The sequence below is a fragment of the Gemmobacter sp. 24YEA27 genome (genome assembly GCF_030052995.1).
Lineage (GTDB): Bacteria > Pseudomonadota > Alphaproteobacteria > Rhodobacterales > Rhodobacteraceae > Pseudogemmobacter.
This window is the reverse complement of sequence record NZ_JASJPW010000001.1, coordinates 3,107,778-3,123,642: the sequence shown is the minus strand read 5'-3', so window position 1 is coordinate 3,123,642 and position 15,865 is coordinate 3,107,778. Positions and strand designations below refer to the sequence as shown.

Here is a 15,865-nt window from a genome sequence, read left to right as displayed (position 1 = left end):
ACAAAAGCGCCGCCCTCTTTGCAAAGGGCGGCCTTTTCATCTGTCCTCAAATATCCGGGGGTGCGGGGGCTGGCCCCCGCCTTGCCCCACGTTACGGCGCGCGCGCGGCCAGCCAGGCGTTCCACTGCGAGGCATTGCCCTCATAGACATTGATGTCGACCTCACCCTTGATACCGGGGATCAATCCTGTCGAGGTATATTGCCAGAACAGCCAGTGATGTCCGGCATACAGGTCCTGCGGGTGTTTCGCGACCGCACGCAGCCAGAAATCGGCCCCGGTCACCTTCCACATCTGATTGTCTTCGAAAAAGTCGATCGAGGTATAGAGGATCGGTTTCTGCCCGTAATGCCGGGTCAGGATATCGATGAAGATGCGGGCATCCTCGCGGATCACCGAAGGATCGCGGCGGATGGTGCAGGTCGGCGAGAAGGGGGTCCATTCCATATCGAGGACCGGGGGCAAACCGCCTGCCACTTTCGGCACATGGCGGATGAACCAGCGGGCCTGCTCCTCTGCCGAACGGCAGTGGTAGAAGAAGTGATAGGCGCCACGCCGCACACCGGCGCGACCGGCACCGCGCCAGTGCTCTTCGAACATCGGATCGACCCGGTCGCCGCCTTCGGTTGCCTTGATGAAGGCGAAATTGACGCCATTGGCGCGGGCGGTCGCCCAGTCGACCTCAGTCTGGTAGCGCGCGACGTCTATCCCATGCACGGCATAGCCCTGAGGGGGCTTGCCGCCCCAGCCGGTGACCGGCTTTGCATCACCGAAATTCGGCGCGGTCACGACGTTTGACGCGATTGGGGCGGAGGGCCGCGCGGCGGGTCGGTCTTTCGACCCGGTGCCACCACAGGCGGCGAGGGTCAGGCTCAGGGCGAGTGCGATCAGGATACGGGTCATGGCGCGGATCGTCGCCGATCCGGGCCGGGCTGTCACGGGGTCATTTTACCGTTGGGCGGGCCTTTCTTACGCAAAGCGTGCGGGGGCGAGCGCGGCGACCAGGTCGGGCGCAAGATCCGGTCTTTGCCCAAGGATCAGCGCGGCCGCGAGCTGGCTCGCCGCCGGGCAGGTCTGGAAACCATAGCCGCCCTGGCCCGCCAGCCAGAAGAACCCCGCCTGCTTTGGGGCAAAGCCGATCACGGGCTGACGGTCGGGCGAAAAGGTCCGCAGCCCCGCCCAGCTTGCGAGGAGCCGCGTCACCGGTTCGGTCACGCAATCCTCGTAGCGCGCAAGGCCCTCGGCCAGCACCATATCATCGGCCCAGGCGTCATGCGGCGCATCAACCGGGTCTTCTTCGGCCGGCGAGACGATCAGTGCGCCGGCATCGGGCTTCATGTACCAGATCTCTTCCGGGCCGAAGACCATCGGCCAGCGGGTCACATCCACCCCCAGAGGCGCCGGGATCCGCGCCATGGAACGGCGCAGCGGCCTGAACCCAAGCGGCGCGATTCCCGCCAGGGCCGCGACCTCATCGACCCAGGCACCGGCGGCATTGATCAGCACCTGTGCCCGCGCCTCGCCGCCCTGCCAAGTGACATGCCAGCCGCTGCCCTCGCGCCGGATCCCGGTCACCCGCGCTTTGACCCGGATCTGAGCCCCCGCCGCCCTGGCCTCACGGGCGAAATTCTGCAAGAGCAGGTCGGTGTCGATATCCTCTGCGGAGTTGGAATGCGCCGCAAGCGTGATGCGGTCTGGCCTCAGGATCGGCACCATCGCTCTCGCCTCATCCGGCGTGACCTGCGTCATCTCCATATCATGCGCTTCGGCTTTGAACGCATCTTCCTCGCCGGCGCCTGCGACCATCAGAAGACCGCGCGGGGTTAAAATATCCGCCGTTGCGCGGAAATGCGGCTCCGAGGCTTTCGACAGCGCCACCACGGCTGGCGGGCCGTAATTCGGCTCATAAAGCGCGGCCGAGCGGCCCGAGGCGTGATGCGCCAGTTGATCCTCGGCCTCAAGAAGCAGCACCCGCCCGGCCGGGGCCAGCCTGGCAGCCAGCGAGATCCCCGCGATCCCGCCGCCGATGATGATGAAATCCTGGTCCATGCGCTTCCTCCTCGTCCTGACCGGATAAGCCATTGTTTCACGAGCCTCGCAAGTGGTCAGGAGTAGCGCGGGCTGTGGCGCAGGACGGGTGGCAATTAACCAGGTCTGCAAAGAGGAGTCACTGTTTTCAGCGGGGTGGGTTAATCTTTTGTTAATCTTTTGCGATTCGCAGAAGATCTGTGTTTTGAAGACCTGAATTGCCGGCAAGGGCGGTTGTTTCCCGCCAGTGTCGGTCCTGTCTGCCTTTTTTTGTCTTTTGTGCCCCCTATAACCAGTTCCGCTCCAGTTGTGAGTATCGTGCCAGTTCCGTCTGTCCTTCCCGCGCAATCTTCGCTGATTGATCATCTTGGCCCGCATAAGACCGGATCCACGGCGATCCAGAATATGCTGTGGCAGAATACCGCGCTTTTGCTGTCAGCCGGGGTCTCGACCCTTGCCGGGCCGCTGCCATCGCAGGCCGGTAAGGCACTGGCCGCCAAAGATTTCGATGCGGCCAAGGGGCTTCTGACCCGGCTTAACCATGAGACCGGCAAAAGCCAAAGCCCGGTCACCATCCTTTCGCAAGAGGATTTCGCCGGCGATCTGTTCGGCCGCACCAATACCACGCAGGTCTATCCGACACTGGTGAAAAACATCCGCATCATGTCGCGGATTTTTGCGCGCCACCGGCCGGTTTTCGTCTTTTTTTGCCGCGACGAAACGGAATGGCTGCGCAGCTGCTATGCTCAGCATCTGCGCTATCAGGCCAAATTCTCGCGCTTTGAGGATTTCTCGGCAGCGGTCAGGGATTTCCGCTGGGAAGATCTGACGGCAAAACTGGAAGAGACCTTTCCCGGGACAGTGTTCATTGAAGAGTATCGCCGCGCGCCGGACCATGGGGTGACACGGCTTTTATCCTATGCCGGGTTCCAGGCGCTGCCACAGGGGTTTGACTGTTCGGCGATGGTGCAAAACCTGTCACTGCCCGCCGCAACGCTGGCGCGGCTGGAACGGCTCAACCGTTTTGCCGACAATTCCAAACTCCTGCCGGTTTATAAAGAGCGGCTGCTTGCGGCGGATCGCGCCGGGGCGCCCGGGGGAGGGGATCCTGTCTGGCCGCCCGCGCCGCCGCCGGATGTGCCAGGGCTTTCCGCCCTTGCCCGCCGGGCGGCGGAGCGGGTGGGTGCCCCGGAGCAGGTCGCTGATATTCTGCCGGGCCCCGAGACTGACCTTGCCGCACTTGGCGCAGTAGAGATGCCCGCTGACGCCGAAATGCCCCAGGTCGGCCGCAGCGATATACGCGACCAGGCCGATATTCTGCGTTATCACTTTCGTGGTCGCAGCGAACTGGCCTGGACGCTGGGACTGACGATCTCGTACCTGCGCCGCGACACCCAGCTGACCGACAAGGCCCGTGATCTCTTCCACCGCATCTGGCGTGAGGAGGGGAAGAACCTCGCGGCGGAACTCAGTACGCGCTGGCTGATCTCGAGCCTGCAGACCTTCCTCGATCATGGCCGGAACGAGGCGCAGCGCCTGATCGGCGGCATCGGCTATTTCTACGCCAATATGATGAAGATCTATGAGGGCGAGCGCGCTATTGAGGGGCTTGAGACCAATGCGGTCTATCCCGGCTCCGAGGCGCAAACAAAGAATGGCTTTCGCGGAATGGATCGCTACAGCCTTGGCGGTACGGACCTTTTGCTCAACACTAATGCTCTGGCGCTGAGCTATGCGGCGGCCGATCCGGTGGCGGGGCTGATCCTCGAGGAGCTGCTTTTGCGGGTGAAGCACAGCCATTCGGTCTTTTCACGCAATGACCTGAGCCGGGCAGAGCTGGGCATCTCGCAGCCTGGTTTCGCCAATACCTGGACCTTTTTTGACGAGGTGGCGCCGCGCGCATGTCAGAGCGCGCGCGTGGGGTGACGGAGCTGGTGATGGACCTGTCCCTGGTCGGGGCCTGGCAGGCTGTGCGCCGGGACGACAGGCAAGGTGATCGCCCGGTGCCATAATCTCCTCTGACATTCAGGGATCATTGCCGGATGCAATGGTGCTTATCGGCGAAACCGCTGCGCCTGATCAGCCTCTGGCCTTATATCGCCCTGGTTCTTGCAGGGGCGGCTGACGGGCCCGGCGGAGAGCCTGCTTGCTGCGAGGCGGGCCGATTGCTAACAACGACCCGATCCTGAACGGAAAGCGAGCCCCTAAGTGTTGTCTCTGCCCCTGTCCGCGCCGGTTTTAATCCTTGCAGCGTGTCGTTGCGCCGCGCGGGGCTGAGCGATGTTTCCCGCAGCCCTTGTCGCCGCGCTGATCGGCTTTGGATCCAGCATCGCAATCGTGCTTTCGGCTGCGGCTGCGGTGGGGGCGAGCCCTGCCCAGACCACCAGCTGGATCCTGGCGCTTTGTCTTGCAAAGGCGGCGGGTTCGGCCTTTCTGTCCTGGCGCTACCGGGTGCCGGCGGTGCTGGCCTGGTCGACGCCCGGGGCGGCGCTGATCGCGGCCAGTGCCGGCGTGACTATGGCCGAGGCGGCAGGGGCTTTTATCGTCTCTGGCCTGCTGGTGGCGCTGACCGGGGTGATCGGGCCGCTGGGGCGGTTGATCCGGGCGATCCCGGACGGAATTGCGGGGGCGATGCTGGCCGGCGTTCTGCTGCCATTTTCCATGGCAGGGGCAAGGGTTGCGGGCGAGAGCCCGGGTCTTGTGCTGCCGATGGTCGCGGTCTTTGCGCTGGTGCGGCTTTTCAATGCGCCGATGGCGGTGCTGGCGGCCTTGCTCGCGGGGCTCGGTGCGACAGTCATCACCGGCGCGGCGGCCTGGCCGGATCTGACCTTCCACCTGCCGGGCCTTGTTCTTGTCGCCCCGGAATTCTCGCCCGGGGTGCTGATCGGCCTCGCGGTGCCGCTCTATCTGGTGAATATGGCCTCACAGAACCTGCCTGGGTTTGCGACGATGCGGGCGTCCGGATACGAGCCGCCGGTCTCGCCCGCGCTTGGGGTGACAGGCGGGCTCTCGGCGCTTGCCGGGCTGTTCGGGGCCCATAGTGTGACGATGGCCGCAATCACGGCTGCGATCTGTATGGGGCCGGATGTGCATTCAGATCCGGCGCGGCGCTGGAAGGTGGGGATCGTCTATGCGGCGATCTGGATCTGCCTCGGTCTGTTCAGCCCGATGATCCTGATGCTGCTCACAGCGCTGCCGGCCGCGGTTATGGTGACGCTGGTGGCGCTGGCACTGCTCGGTCCTTTGACTGGTGCATTGGCAACCGCCTGCGCCGCCCCGGATCAGCGTTTCTCGGCTACGCTGACCCTTGCAGTAAGTGCATCTGGCATGACAGCTTTCGGGATCGGAGCGGCGTTCTGGGGGCTTATGGCCGGCATTGCCATTTTCGGCCTCGAAAGACTGCACGCCGCCCGCCAGAGATGAGCGCCGATTTCTTCAAAGAAATCGGGCCGGAATTTTGGAAAATTCCGGCTGCGCCAATGATGGGAAGCCTGATCAGAAGGGGACTTCATCATCCGCACTGGCGGCAGTCACGAAGCCGGCTTTCACATGTTTCACACCGGCTTTCTCGAATTCGACTTCAAATGTATCGGCTTCCATATCGAGAATTCTGCCATAGCCGAATTTCTGATTGAACACCCTGTCGCCCACTGAAAAACCGGCAAGAACCTCCAGATCAATCGTCACCTGGCGGCGCGGCGTGGCCGGGCGCGGGCCGGCATTACTTTGCAGCCGGCGCCAGCCCGGCGAGTTATAGACATCGGCTTTGGTCGCCCGGGCCTCGACATCCGAACCAAAGCCGCCGCCCCCAAAACCGCCACCCGCCGCCGCGCCATAGCCGCCGCCCATCAGTCCGGGCGGCGTCAGCACATCCACATCCGCGACCGGCAGTTCATCGACAAAGCGCGAGGCCAACTGGCTTTGCCATTGCCCGTAGACCCGGCGGTTCGAGGCGAAAGAGATATAGCACAGCTCTTCGGCCCGAGTGATGCCGACATAGGCGAGGCGGCGTTCTTCCTCGATGCCTTTTTGACCGGATTCGTCCATGCTGCGCTGGCTGGGGAACAGCCCTTCCTCCCATCCGGGCAGGAAGACCGCCGGGAATTCCAGCCCCTTGGCCCCGTGCAGCGTCATGATCGAGACCTTCTCGGCGGCCTCTTCGCTGTCATTCTCCATCACCAGCGCGACATGTTCCAAAAAGCCCTGAAGGCTGTCGAACTGTTCCAGCGCCTTTACCAGTTCCTTGAGGTTTTCCAGCCGCCCCTCGGCATCCGGGTTCTTATCTTTCTCAGCATTCTGCCACATCGAGATATAACCGGATTCCTCCAGAATGATCTCAGCCAGCCGCACATGGCCCGAAGTGCTTTCGGGCGGTGTGTCCGGCAGGAGTGGCTCGATCACCTGATCAGCGGTATCGGGCCGCGTGGTCAGGACCGCCTCATGCCAGCGGTCGATGCCTTCAATGAATTGCCGCAGCTGCCCCGCACCTTTGCCGCCGATGCCCCCCGCCTGGATCAGCGAGCGCGCGCCCTCCTGCTGGCTCATGCCGATCCGCCGCGCCTCGGCCCGGATGGATGCTGTCGCCTTATCGCCAAGCCCGCGTTTGGGCAGGTTCACCACGCGTTCAAAGGCGAGATCATCCTCGGGCGAGACTGCGAGGCGGAAATAGGCCATCGCGTCGCGGATCTCCTGGCGCTCGTAAAAGCGCGGGCCGCCAATCACGCGGTAGGGCAGGCCGATGGTCAGGAAGCGGTCCTCGAAGGCGCGCATCTGATGCGAGGCCCGCACCAGGATCGCCTGGGAATTCAGCCCGACCGGGAGATGTCCGCGTGTTCCCCGGCCAATGCCTCGATCTCTTCGCCGATCGCACGCGCCTCTTCCTCGCCATCCCAATAGCCGGTGAGGCGGACCTTCTCGCCTTCTTCGGCTTCGGTCCAGAGCGTCTTGCCAAGCCGGTTGGCATTGCCCCGGATCACCGCCGAGGCCGCCGCCAGGATATGCGGGGTGGAGCGGTAATTCTGCTCCAGCCGGATCACCTTGGCGCCGGGGAAATCCTTTTCGAATTTCAGGATATTGCCGACCTCGGCCCCGCGCCAGCCATAGATCGACTGATCGTCATCGCCGACACAGCAGATATTCTGATGGCCCTGGGCCAGGAGGCGCAGCCAGAGATACTGGCAGACATTGGTATCCTGATATTCATCGACGAGGATATATTTAAACCAGCGCTGATACTGCGCCAGAACATCGGGATGCGCGCGGAAGATCGTCACGCAATGCAAGAGCAGATCGCCGAAATCGCAGGCGTTCAGGGTGCGCAGCCGGTCCTGATACTGGGCGTATAGTTCGGTGCCTTTATTGTCATAGGCGCCGGCTTCCGAGGAGGGCACTTTGTCCGGGGTCCAGGCGCGGTTCTTCCAGGTGTCGATCAGACCGGCCAGCATCCGGGGCGGCCAGCGCTTGTCATCCATATTCGCGGCCTGGATCAGCTGTTTCAGCAGGCGCAGCTGATCATCGGTGTCGAGAATGGTGAAACTCGGCTTCAGCCCCGCGAGTTCCGCATGGCGGCGCAGGATCTTGACGCTGAGCGAGTGGAAGGTGCCCATCCAGGGCATGCCGCTTTCGGATTGGTTCATCACCTCGACGCGGGATTTCATCTCGCGCGCGGCTTTGTTGGTGAATGTCACCGCAAGGATCTCATTGCTGCGCGCACGCCCCTCGCGCATGAGATGCACGATTCGCGCCGTCAGCGCCCTGGTCTTGCCGGTGCCGGCCCCCGCTAGCATCAGGACCGGCCCGTCCAGCGTCAGCACAGCCTCTAGCTGCGCCGGGTTCAGCCCGTCGAGATAAGGTTTCGGACGTGCCGCGAGTGCCCGCTGCGAAAGCGGGACAGGGGCTGCTGCTGCCTCGAAGGCTTCGTGATCATCCCAGTGGTCCATAAGGTCAAATTTAGCCTGCGTGTTTCGGATGTTCAAGGAATGTTCCGGAGGTCCCCGCAAATCAACGCTTTTTGCGCAAGCAATTGCGAGGCAGGGGCCAGTTGCCTGCATCATGCCACAAATCCGCCGCCCGGACCCGCAAGCCTGTCCGGATCGGATGCGGGGAAATGTCAGGGACTATGTCAGCATTGATCATTCGCCAGATTGTGATCGCCGCCATCTTCGGAATGATGTTTCTGATCTGGAAAATCTGGCGCGACCGCAGCCGTGCAAAGCGGCTTGCCGATGGCAGCATGCAACTGCGGTTTCTCAGCGGCTTTTCGCTGCTCTTCTCGCTGCTTTCGCTGCTGATCGGGCTGACGAGCCTGGGTCTGACGCCCCGGTGTGATTGCGTCCCGGCGGGCCGGTCGCGCTGCATCAGGTGAAAAAGCTGCAATTTCAGCTGGTCGCGCAGGCTGGCCGAAAGATCCTTCTTTTCTCCTGTCATCTGGGCAAGCGCGATTTCCTTGAAGTGCTGCGCGCAAAGCGCCCGGATCTGGCGGGGTATATTCACGAACGATTCTGACAGTCCGCGCATTTCCGCCGCGGGGCGCGCAGCCGGGCCACCGACGTCCGTATGGTAACAGATTTGCAACTGCAAACTGTGCCTGCATATTTCGCAAAATTTGCAGGTTTTCTGCGCTGCGGCCTTGCGCCGCAGTGCAGCGCCCATAGAGTGCGCCCCAAAGAAACAGTCCCGGGGGAGGTCTGCCATGCCCGAATTTCGCAAAATCCTTATCGCCAATCGCGGTGAAATCGCGATCCGTGCGATGCGTGCTGCCAATGAAATGGGGAAGAAGACGGTCGCCGTCTATGCAGAAGAGGACAAGCTCTCGCTGCACCGGTTCAAGGCAGATGAGGCCTATCTGATTGGCAAGGGTATGAGCCCGGTCGGCGCCTATCTCTCGATCCCGGAAATCATCCGGGTCGCACGGCTCTCGGGTGCGGATGCGATCCATCCGGGCTATGGGCTTTTGTCGGAAAACCCCGATTTCGTCGAGGCTTGCGATGCTGCTGGCATCACCTTTATCGGGCCGCGCGCGGAAACCATGCGCGCGCTTGGCGACAAGGCCTCGGCCCGCAAGGTCGCGGTTGAGGCGGGCGTGCCCGTTATCCCGGCGACCGAGGTGCTGGGCGACGACATGGCGCTCATTCGCAAACAGGCGGGTGAGGTCGGCTATCCTTTGATGCTGAAAGCCTCCTGGGGCGGCGGCGGTCGCGGCATGCGGCCGATCAATTCGGAAGACGAACTTGAGGCCAAAGTGCTGGAAGGCCGGCGTGAGGCCGAGGCCGCTTTCGGCAATGGCGAAGGCTATCTGGAGAAAATGATTCTCCGCGCCCGCCATGTCGAGGTACAGATCCTTGGCGATAAGCAAGGCAATGTCTGGCACCTGTGGGAGCGTGACTGCACCGTGCAGCGCCGCAACCAGAAGGTGGTCGAACGCGCCCCGGCACCCTATCTGAGCCAGGAACAGCGCGAAGCGGTCTGCGAAATGGCGCGCCGCATCTGCAAACATGTCAATTACGAATGCGCCGGCACGGTCGAATTCCTGATGGATATGGACAGCCAGGAATTCTACTTCATCGAAGTGAACCCGCGCGTCCAGGTTGAACATACCGTCACCGAGGAAGTCACCGGTATCGACATCGTTCAGGCCCAGATCCTCATCGAAGAAGGCAAATCGCTTCCCGAAGCGACCGGGGTGGCCAGCCAGGCCGAGGTGAAGCTGAACGGCCACGCGCTGCAATGCCGGGTGACGACCGAAGATCCGCTGAACAATTTCATCCCGGATTATGGCCGCCTGACGGCCTATCGCTCGGCCACCGGCAACGGCATCCGGCTTGATGGCGGCACTGCTTATGCCGGCGGCGTGATCACGCGCTATTATGACAGTCTGCTGGTGAAGGTCACCGCCCATGCCCAGACGCCGGAAAAGGCGCTGTCACGGATGGACCGGGCGCTGCGCGAATTCCGCATCCGCGGTCTGGCGACCAATATCGAATTCGTCATCAATCTGCTCAAGCACCCGACCTTCCTCGACAGTTCCTATACGACGAAGTTCATCGACACGACGCCGGACCTTTTCAGCTTCAAGATGCGTCAGGACCGGGCAACCAAGATCCTGACCTATCTCGCCGATATCTCGGTCAATGGTCACCCCGAGACCAATGGTCGCGCCAAACCGGCAGAGGCGAAGGCGCCGAAAGCGCCGGTCGTCCGTGATGTTCAGGCAAGCTACGGCACCCGCAACCTTCTGGAACAAAAGGGCCCGCAGGCCGTCGCCGACTGGATGAAGGCGCAGACCCAGGTGCTGCTGACCGACACCACGATGCGCGATGGACATCAGTCGCTCCTGGCGACGCGGATGCGCTCGATCGACATGATCAAGGCGGCCCCGGCCTATGCGGCCAATCTGCCGCAGCTCTTCTCGGTTGAATGCTGGGGGGGGGCGACCTTTGATGTGGCTTACCGCTTCCTGCAGGAATGCCCCTGGCAGCGGCTGCGCGACCTGCGGGCCGCGATGCCGAACCTGATGACGCAGATGCTGCTGCGCGCCTCGAACGGGGTCGGTTACACGAATTATCCGGATAATGTCGTCCAGTCCTTCGTGAAACAGGCCGCCGAGACCGGCGTCGATGTGTTCCGCGTGTTCGACAGCCTGAACTGGGTCGAAAACATGCGCGTCGCGATGGATGCGGTGCTGGAGGCGAACAAGCTCTGCGAGGGCACGATCTGCTATACCGGCGATATGCTTGACCCGGACCGGTCGAAATATGATCTGAAATACTATGTCGGGCGCGCGAATGAGTTGAAAGCCGCCGGCGCCCATGTGCTGGGGCTGAAGGATATGGCGGGGCTGCTGAAGCCTGCGGCCGCCAGGGTGCTGATCAAGACGCTCAAGCAGGAGATCGGCCTGCCGGTGCATTTCCACACCCATGACACCTCCGGCGCATCGGCGGCGACGGTGCTCGCGGCCTGTGATGCGGGCGTCGATGCGATTGACGCGGCGATGGATGCGTTTTCGGGTGGCACCTCGCAGCCCTGCCTTGGGTCTATCGTCGAGGCCCTGCGCCACACCGAGCGCGACACCGGTCTTGATATCGGGGCCGTGCGCGAGATGTCGAATTACTGGGAACATGTCCGGGCGCAATATGCCGCGTTTGAATCGGGCACGGCGGCGCCGGCCTCGGAGGTCTGGCTGCATGAGATGCCCGGGGGCCAGTTCACCAATCTCAAGGCCCAGGCGCGTTCGCTTGGTCTGGAAGACCGCTGGCCCGAGGTTGCGCAATCCTATGCCGATGCGAACCAGATGTTCGGCGATATCGTCAAGGTGACGCCCTCGTCCAAGGTGGTCGGGGACATGGCGCTGATGATGGTGGCCCAGGGTCTGACCCGCACCCAGGTCGAGGATCCGGGCACCGATGTGGCCTTCCCCGATTCGGTTGTCGATATGCTCAGGGGCAATCTGGGGCAGCCCTATCAGGGCTGGCCGCAGGGCATCCTGAAAAAGGTGCTGAAAGGCGAGAAACCTTTGACCGAACGCCCCGGCGCGCTCCTGCCGCCCGTGGATCTGGAAGAGACCCGCGCGAAGGTCTCGGCCGAGCTTGGTGGCATGAAGATCGATGACGAGGATCTGAACGGCTATCTGATGTATCCGAAGGTTTTCCTCGACTACATGAACCGCCACCGGGTTTACGGCCCCGTGCGCACCCTGCCGACGCGGGCTTTTTTCTACGGGATGGAGCCTGGCGAAGAAATCGCGGTCGAGATCGACCCGGGCAAGACGCTGGAGATCCGCTTCCTGACGCTGGGCGAGGTGGATGACGCGGGCGAGGTGAAGGTCTTTTTCGAACTGAACGGCCAGCCCCGTACGATCCGGGTGCCGAACCGCGCGGTGAAGGCGAAGACAGCGGCGCGCCCCAAGGCAGTCGATGGCAACCCCGCCCATATCGGTGCACCGATGCCGGGCTCGGTCGCGAGCGTTGCGGTGAGTCTGGGGCAAAAGGTCAGGGCAGGGGATCTCCTGCTGACGATTGAGGCGATGAAGATGGAAACCGGGCTTCATGCCGACCGCGAGGCCACGGTGAAGGCGATCCATGTCAGCCCCGGTGTGCAGATCGAAGCGAAGGACCTGCTGATCGAGCTGGAGTGAACCTGGTCATCTGGCGGGGGGGCGCCGGCCCCCCGATGCGTTTTCTCAGACGGAAGACCGGGGGTGTTTTCCTCATGCGGAAGAAAAGCATCGCCGAAGCCGCAAGACGGAATTTTTCTCTTGCGGTGGCCGGGCGCTTCGCCTAAATCCCCGTTCACCGAAACGGTGCGGGCGTAGCTCAGGGGTAGAGCATAACCTTGCCAAGGTTAGGGTCGGGCGTTCGAATCGCCTCGCCCGCTCCAGTTCGGAAAGCAAAGGGCGCCTCAGGGCGCCCTTTTGCATTTCACACCCTTGCCGCGCGGGTGAGGGGCGACTATTCCCTGCCGCAAAGACCGCGGGAGGCAGATGAGATGCGCAAGGCCACGATAAGCCGCAAAACGGCGGAAACCGGGATCGAGGTCGAGATTAATCTCGACGGTACCGGTCGCTATGACTGCCGGACCGGTGTCGGGTTCTTTGACCATATGCTCGACCAGCTGGCGCGCCATTCGCTGATCGATATCACGGTGCGGGCAGAGGGTGATCTGCATGTCGATGACCATCATACGGTCGAAGATACCGGCATCGCGCTCGGCCAGGCTCTGGTAAAGGCGCTTGGCGACAAAAAAGGGATCCGGCGCTACGGCCATTTCGGGCTTGCAATGGATGACACACAGGTGGCGGCGGCGCTGGATCTGTCGGCGCGGCCATACCTTGTGTGGAATGTCGATTTCCCCAGCCAGAAGATCGGCACCTTCGATACGGAACTCGTGCGCGAGTTCTTCCAGGCGCTCTCGACCCATGGCGGCATCACGCTGCATGTCGACCGCCTTCACGGGATCAACAGCCATCACATCGCCGAAGCCAGTTTCAAGGCGGTCGCGCGTGCGCTGCGCGAGGCGGTGGAACCGGATCCGCGCATGGCGGGGGTCCTGCCTTCGACCAAGGGTGCGCTGTGACACGGGTGCCCTGTGCGCGCCGCAAATTTCTTGCAAGAAATTTGGCCGGAGTTTTGCAAAACTCCGGTTTGCGCCCTTTGACCGCGGGAGTGCTCCTATGACCCTGACCGTTCTGGTGGATTACGACAGCGGCAACCTCCATTCCGCCGCCAAGGCGTTTCAGCGTATGGCCGATGAGACCGGGGCCGGCGCGATCATCGTATCATCGCGGCCCGAGGATGTCCTGCGCGCGTCGCGTATCGTCTTGCCAGGCGACGGGGCTTTCCCGTCCTGCCGCAGGGCGCTCGCCGCAAAAGACGGGCTGTTTGAGGCAATTGAAGAGGCGGTGATCACCCGGGCGCGGCCGTTTTTTGGCATTTGCATCGGTATGCAGATGCTGGCCTCGCGCGGGTTTGAACATGGCGAAACCCCCGGATTTGACTGGATCCGGGGCGAGGTCGGGCGGATTTCGCCGGCTGATCCCGCGCTGAAAGTGCCGCATATGGGCTGGAACGATCTGCAGATCGACCGACCGCATCTGGTGCTGTCAGGTGTGAACAGCGGGGATCATGCCTATTTCGTTCATTCCTGGCAATTTCGCACGGCCTCGGCGGAAAACCGCATCGCCTGGGTGGATTACGCGGGCGATGTGACCGCGATTGTCGGGCGCGACAATATTTTCGGGACCCAGTTCCACCCCGAGAAAAGCGCCGCCACCGGCCTCAGGATCATCGCGAACTTCCTCGCCTGGAAACCCTGAGCTGCGGCCTTAAACTGTCGCGGGGTGTAACAGGCCCGCTTCTCGTACATCCAGGTGCCTTACACTCCGATCCGGTTCCCGACACCCGGGGGCATGTGCAACAATCACGGCAGATTTCCTGAACACGGCCCCTGATTGCGAGGCTTTTGCCGCGCAGCTGCATCCCGGAGTTACAGGTCGTTCCGCGATCAGGCGGCCACTGCCTGCTGGTATGATAAAGGCCGCGCGACAGGTCTCGTTGCAGTCTCCTCCTGCGCTGAAAACTCGCCCCCTGAATTCAGACAGACCTCCGGCGAAGCCCCGGGCATATCAAACCTGACGTGGCGGGAGGCCGGGGCAGGGCCGGTGATGGTCTCTGGTCGCGGGCCTGGGCCTTCCCTTCCGGCCCCGCCCGTGCCAAAGGACCGATGATGCCAGCATGACGGAGCCCGGGCCCATGATCCTCTATCCCGCCATCGACCTGAAGGACGGCCAATGTGTGCGCCTCCTGCGCGGAGAGATGTCCGCCGCCACCGTCTTCGGCGATGATCCCGCCGCCCAGGCTGCGAAATTCGAGACCGCCGGCTGTGAATGGGTGCATCTCGTCGATCTGAACGGCGCCTTCGCCGGACAGCCGGTCAATGCGGCAGCGGTCGAGGCAATCCTCGCCCGGATCAGGGTTCCCGCCCAGCTTGGCGGCGGTATCCGCGACATGGCGACCATCGCGATGTGGCTGGAAAAAGGTCTTTCGCGGGTGATCCTTGGCACCGTCGCGGTCGAAAATCCTGACCTCGTACGCGAGGCAGCCCGCGCCTTCCCGGGCCAGGTCGCGGTCGGCATCGACGCCCGTAAGGGGTTTGTCGCGACCAAGGGCTGGGCCGAAGAAACCACCGTCCAGGTCACCGATCTCGCGAAAAGCTTCGAGGATGCCGGGGTCGCCGCCATTATCTACACCGATATCGATCGCGACGGCGCGATGCAGGGCCCGAATATCACCGCGACCGAAGCGCTTGCCCGTGCCGTCTCGATCCCGGTGATCGCTTCGGGCGGTGTCAGCCGGATGGAAGATCTGATCCAGCTGCGCGATACCGGCGTGATCGCCGGTGCCATCTCGGGCCGTGCGCTCTATGATGGCGCCATCGACCTTGCCACCGCCCTCGCAACCCTGAAGGCCTGACCGGCTTTCATCTGTCGCTAAATATCCCGGGGGAGTCCCGCGCCAGCGGGACGGGGGCAGCGCCCCCTGCTTTTCCCCTGGCCCGGCCCTTCACAGGAGACCTGACCGGATGCTGAAGACCCGCCTGATCCCCTGCCTCGACGTTGCCGATGGCCGCGTGGTCAAGGGTGTGAATTTTGTCAATCTGGTCGATGCCGGTGACCCGGTCGCCGTGGCTGCCGCCTATGACCGCGCCGGCGCCGACGAGATCACCTTCCTCGACATTCACGCCACTCATGAAAACCGTGGCACGATGTTCGACCTTGTCACCCGCACCGCCGAACAGATCTATGTGCCGCTGACCGTGGGCGGCGGCGTGCGCAGCCATGAAGATGTCCGCGCGCTGCTGCTCGCCGGGGCCGATAAGGTCAGCTTCAACTCCGCCGCCGTGGCGAACCCCGATGTCGTCGCCGAAGCCGCCGACCGTTTCGGCAGCCAGTGCATCGTCGTGGCCATCGACGCGAAAACCGTCAGCCCCGGCAAATGGGAGATCTTCACCCATGGCGGCCGCAAACCGACCGGCATTGATGCGGTTGATTTTGCCCGGCTCGTCGAGGCCAAAGGCGCGGGCGAGATCCTCCTGACCTCGATGGACCGCGACGGCACCAAAGACGGCTATAACCTGCCCTTGACGCGCGCGATCTCAGACGCGGTGAAGATCCCGGTCATCGCCTCGGGGGCGCCGGCAACCTTGACCACCTTGTTGCGGGCATCCGCGAAGGCCGCGCCTCAGCCGTGCTCGCGGCCTCGATCTTCCATTTCGGCACCTATACCATCGCCGAAGCCAAGGCCCATATGGCGGCGGCGGGCATCCCGATGCGGCTGGAGTAAAGCC

The 15,865-nt window shown here is 63.0% G+C and carries 9 protein-coding genes, 1 tRNA gene and 2 pseudogenes; 8 read left to right on the top strand and 4 right to left on the bottom strand.

Going from position 1 to position 15,865, the window contains the following annotated elements; all coding sequences use genetic code 11:
* Window positions 1-91: 91 nt before the first annotated feature.
* Window positions 92-901 carry a GH25 family lysozyme gene (locus QNO18_RS15495; protein WP_283178816.1) on the bottom strand — a complete coding sequence of 270 codons (810 nt, stop codon included), beginning with the start codon at window positions 899-901 and terminating at the stop codon, window positions 92-94.
* Window positions 902-967: 66 nt separating this feature from the next.
* Window positions 968-2,047, bottom strand: a complete 1,080-nt coding sequence (locus QNO18_RS15490; protein ID WP_283178394.1) for an FAD-binding oxidoreductase — start codon at window positions 2,045-2,047, stop codon at window positions 968-970.
* Window positions 2,048-2,344: 297 nt separating this feature from the next.
* Here QNO18_RS15490 and QNO18_RS15485 point away from each other — a divergent pair, with 297 nt between their 5' ends.
* The gene (locus QNO18_RS15485; RefSeq protein ID WP_283178393.1) at window positions 2,345-3,952 is read left to right on the top strand and encodes a hypothetical protein; all 1,608 of its coding nucleotides are present in this window, start codon (window positions 2,345-2,347) and stop codon (window positions 3,950-3,952) included.
* A gap of 354 nt (window positions 3,953-4,306) precedes the next feature.
* Window positions 4,307-5,449, top strand: coding sequence for a benzoate/H(+) symporter BenE family transporter (locus QNO18_RS15480; RefSeq protein ID WP_283178392.1), 1,143 nt, complete (start codon window positions 4,307-4,309; stop codon window positions 5,447-5,449).
* Window positions 5,450-5,521: 72 nt separating this feature from the next.
* Here the strand turns inward: QNO18_RS15480 and QNO18_RS15475 are convergent.
* Both QNO18_RS15475 and QNO18_RS15470 read right to left on the bottom strand, forming a co-directional pair.
* A pseudogene (locus QNO18_RS15475) lies at window positions 5,522-7,965 on the bottom strand (UvrD-helicase domain-containing protein).
* 61 nt (window positions 7,966-8,026) lie between these two features.
* The gene (locus QNO18_RS15470; protein ID WP_283178391.1) at window positions 8,027-8,788 is read right to left on the bottom strand and encodes a hypothetical protein; all 762 of its coding nucleotides are present in this window, start codon (window positions 8,786-8,788) and stop codon (window positions 8,027-8,029) included.
* On the opposite strand from QNO18_RS15470, the gene QNO18_RS15465 reads away from it, so the two are divergent.
* The 6 genes and pseudogenes from QNO18_RS15465 (at window position 8,718) to hisF (ending at window position 15,861) form a co-directional block, all read left to right on the top strand.
* On the top strand, window positions 8,718-12,158 hold the full coding sequence (locus tag QNO18_RS15465; protein WP_283178390.1) for a pyruvate carboxylase: 3,441 nt from the start codon (window positions 8,718-8,720) through the stop codon (window positions 12,156-12,158). The genes QNO18_RS15470 and QNO18_RS15465 overlap by 71 nt on opposite strands.
* Window positions 12,159-12,325: 167 nt before the next feature.
* Window positions 12,326-12,400: transfer RNA gene (locus QNO18_RS15460), tRNA-Gly, on the top strand.
* Window positions 12,401-12,508: 108 nt separating this feature from the next.
* A complete protein-coding gene (gene hisB, locus QNO18_RS15455) occupies window positions 12,509-13,096 on the top strand; it encodes an imidazoleglycerol-phosphate dehydratase HisB (RefSeq protein ID WP_283178389.1) in 588 nt (195 codons plus the stop codon).
* A gap of 97 nt (window positions 13,097-13,193) precedes the next feature.
* Window positions 13,194-13,835: an imidazole glycerol phosphate synthase subunit HisH gene (gene hisH / locus QNO18_RS15450; RefSeq protein WP_283178388.1), complete on the top strand. Its 642-nt coding sequence runs from the start codon at window positions 13,194-13,196 to the stop codon at window positions 13,833-13,835.
* Window positions 13,836-14,271: 436 nt separating this feature from the next.
* Window positions 14,272-14,991, top strand: a complete 720-nt coding sequence (gene hisA, locus QNO18_RS15445) for a 1-(5-phosphoribosyl)-5-[(5-phosphoribosylamino)methylideneamino]imidazole-4-carboxamide isomerase (RefSeq protein ID WP_283178387.1) — start codon at window positions 14,272-14,274, stop codon at window positions 14,989-14,991.
* 109 nt (window positions 14,992-15,100) lie between these two features.
* Window positions 15,101-15,861: pseudogene (gene hisF / locus QNO18_RS15440) on the top strand (imidazole glycerol phosphate synthase subunit HisF).
* Window positions 15,862-15,865: the final 4 nt, after the last annotated feature.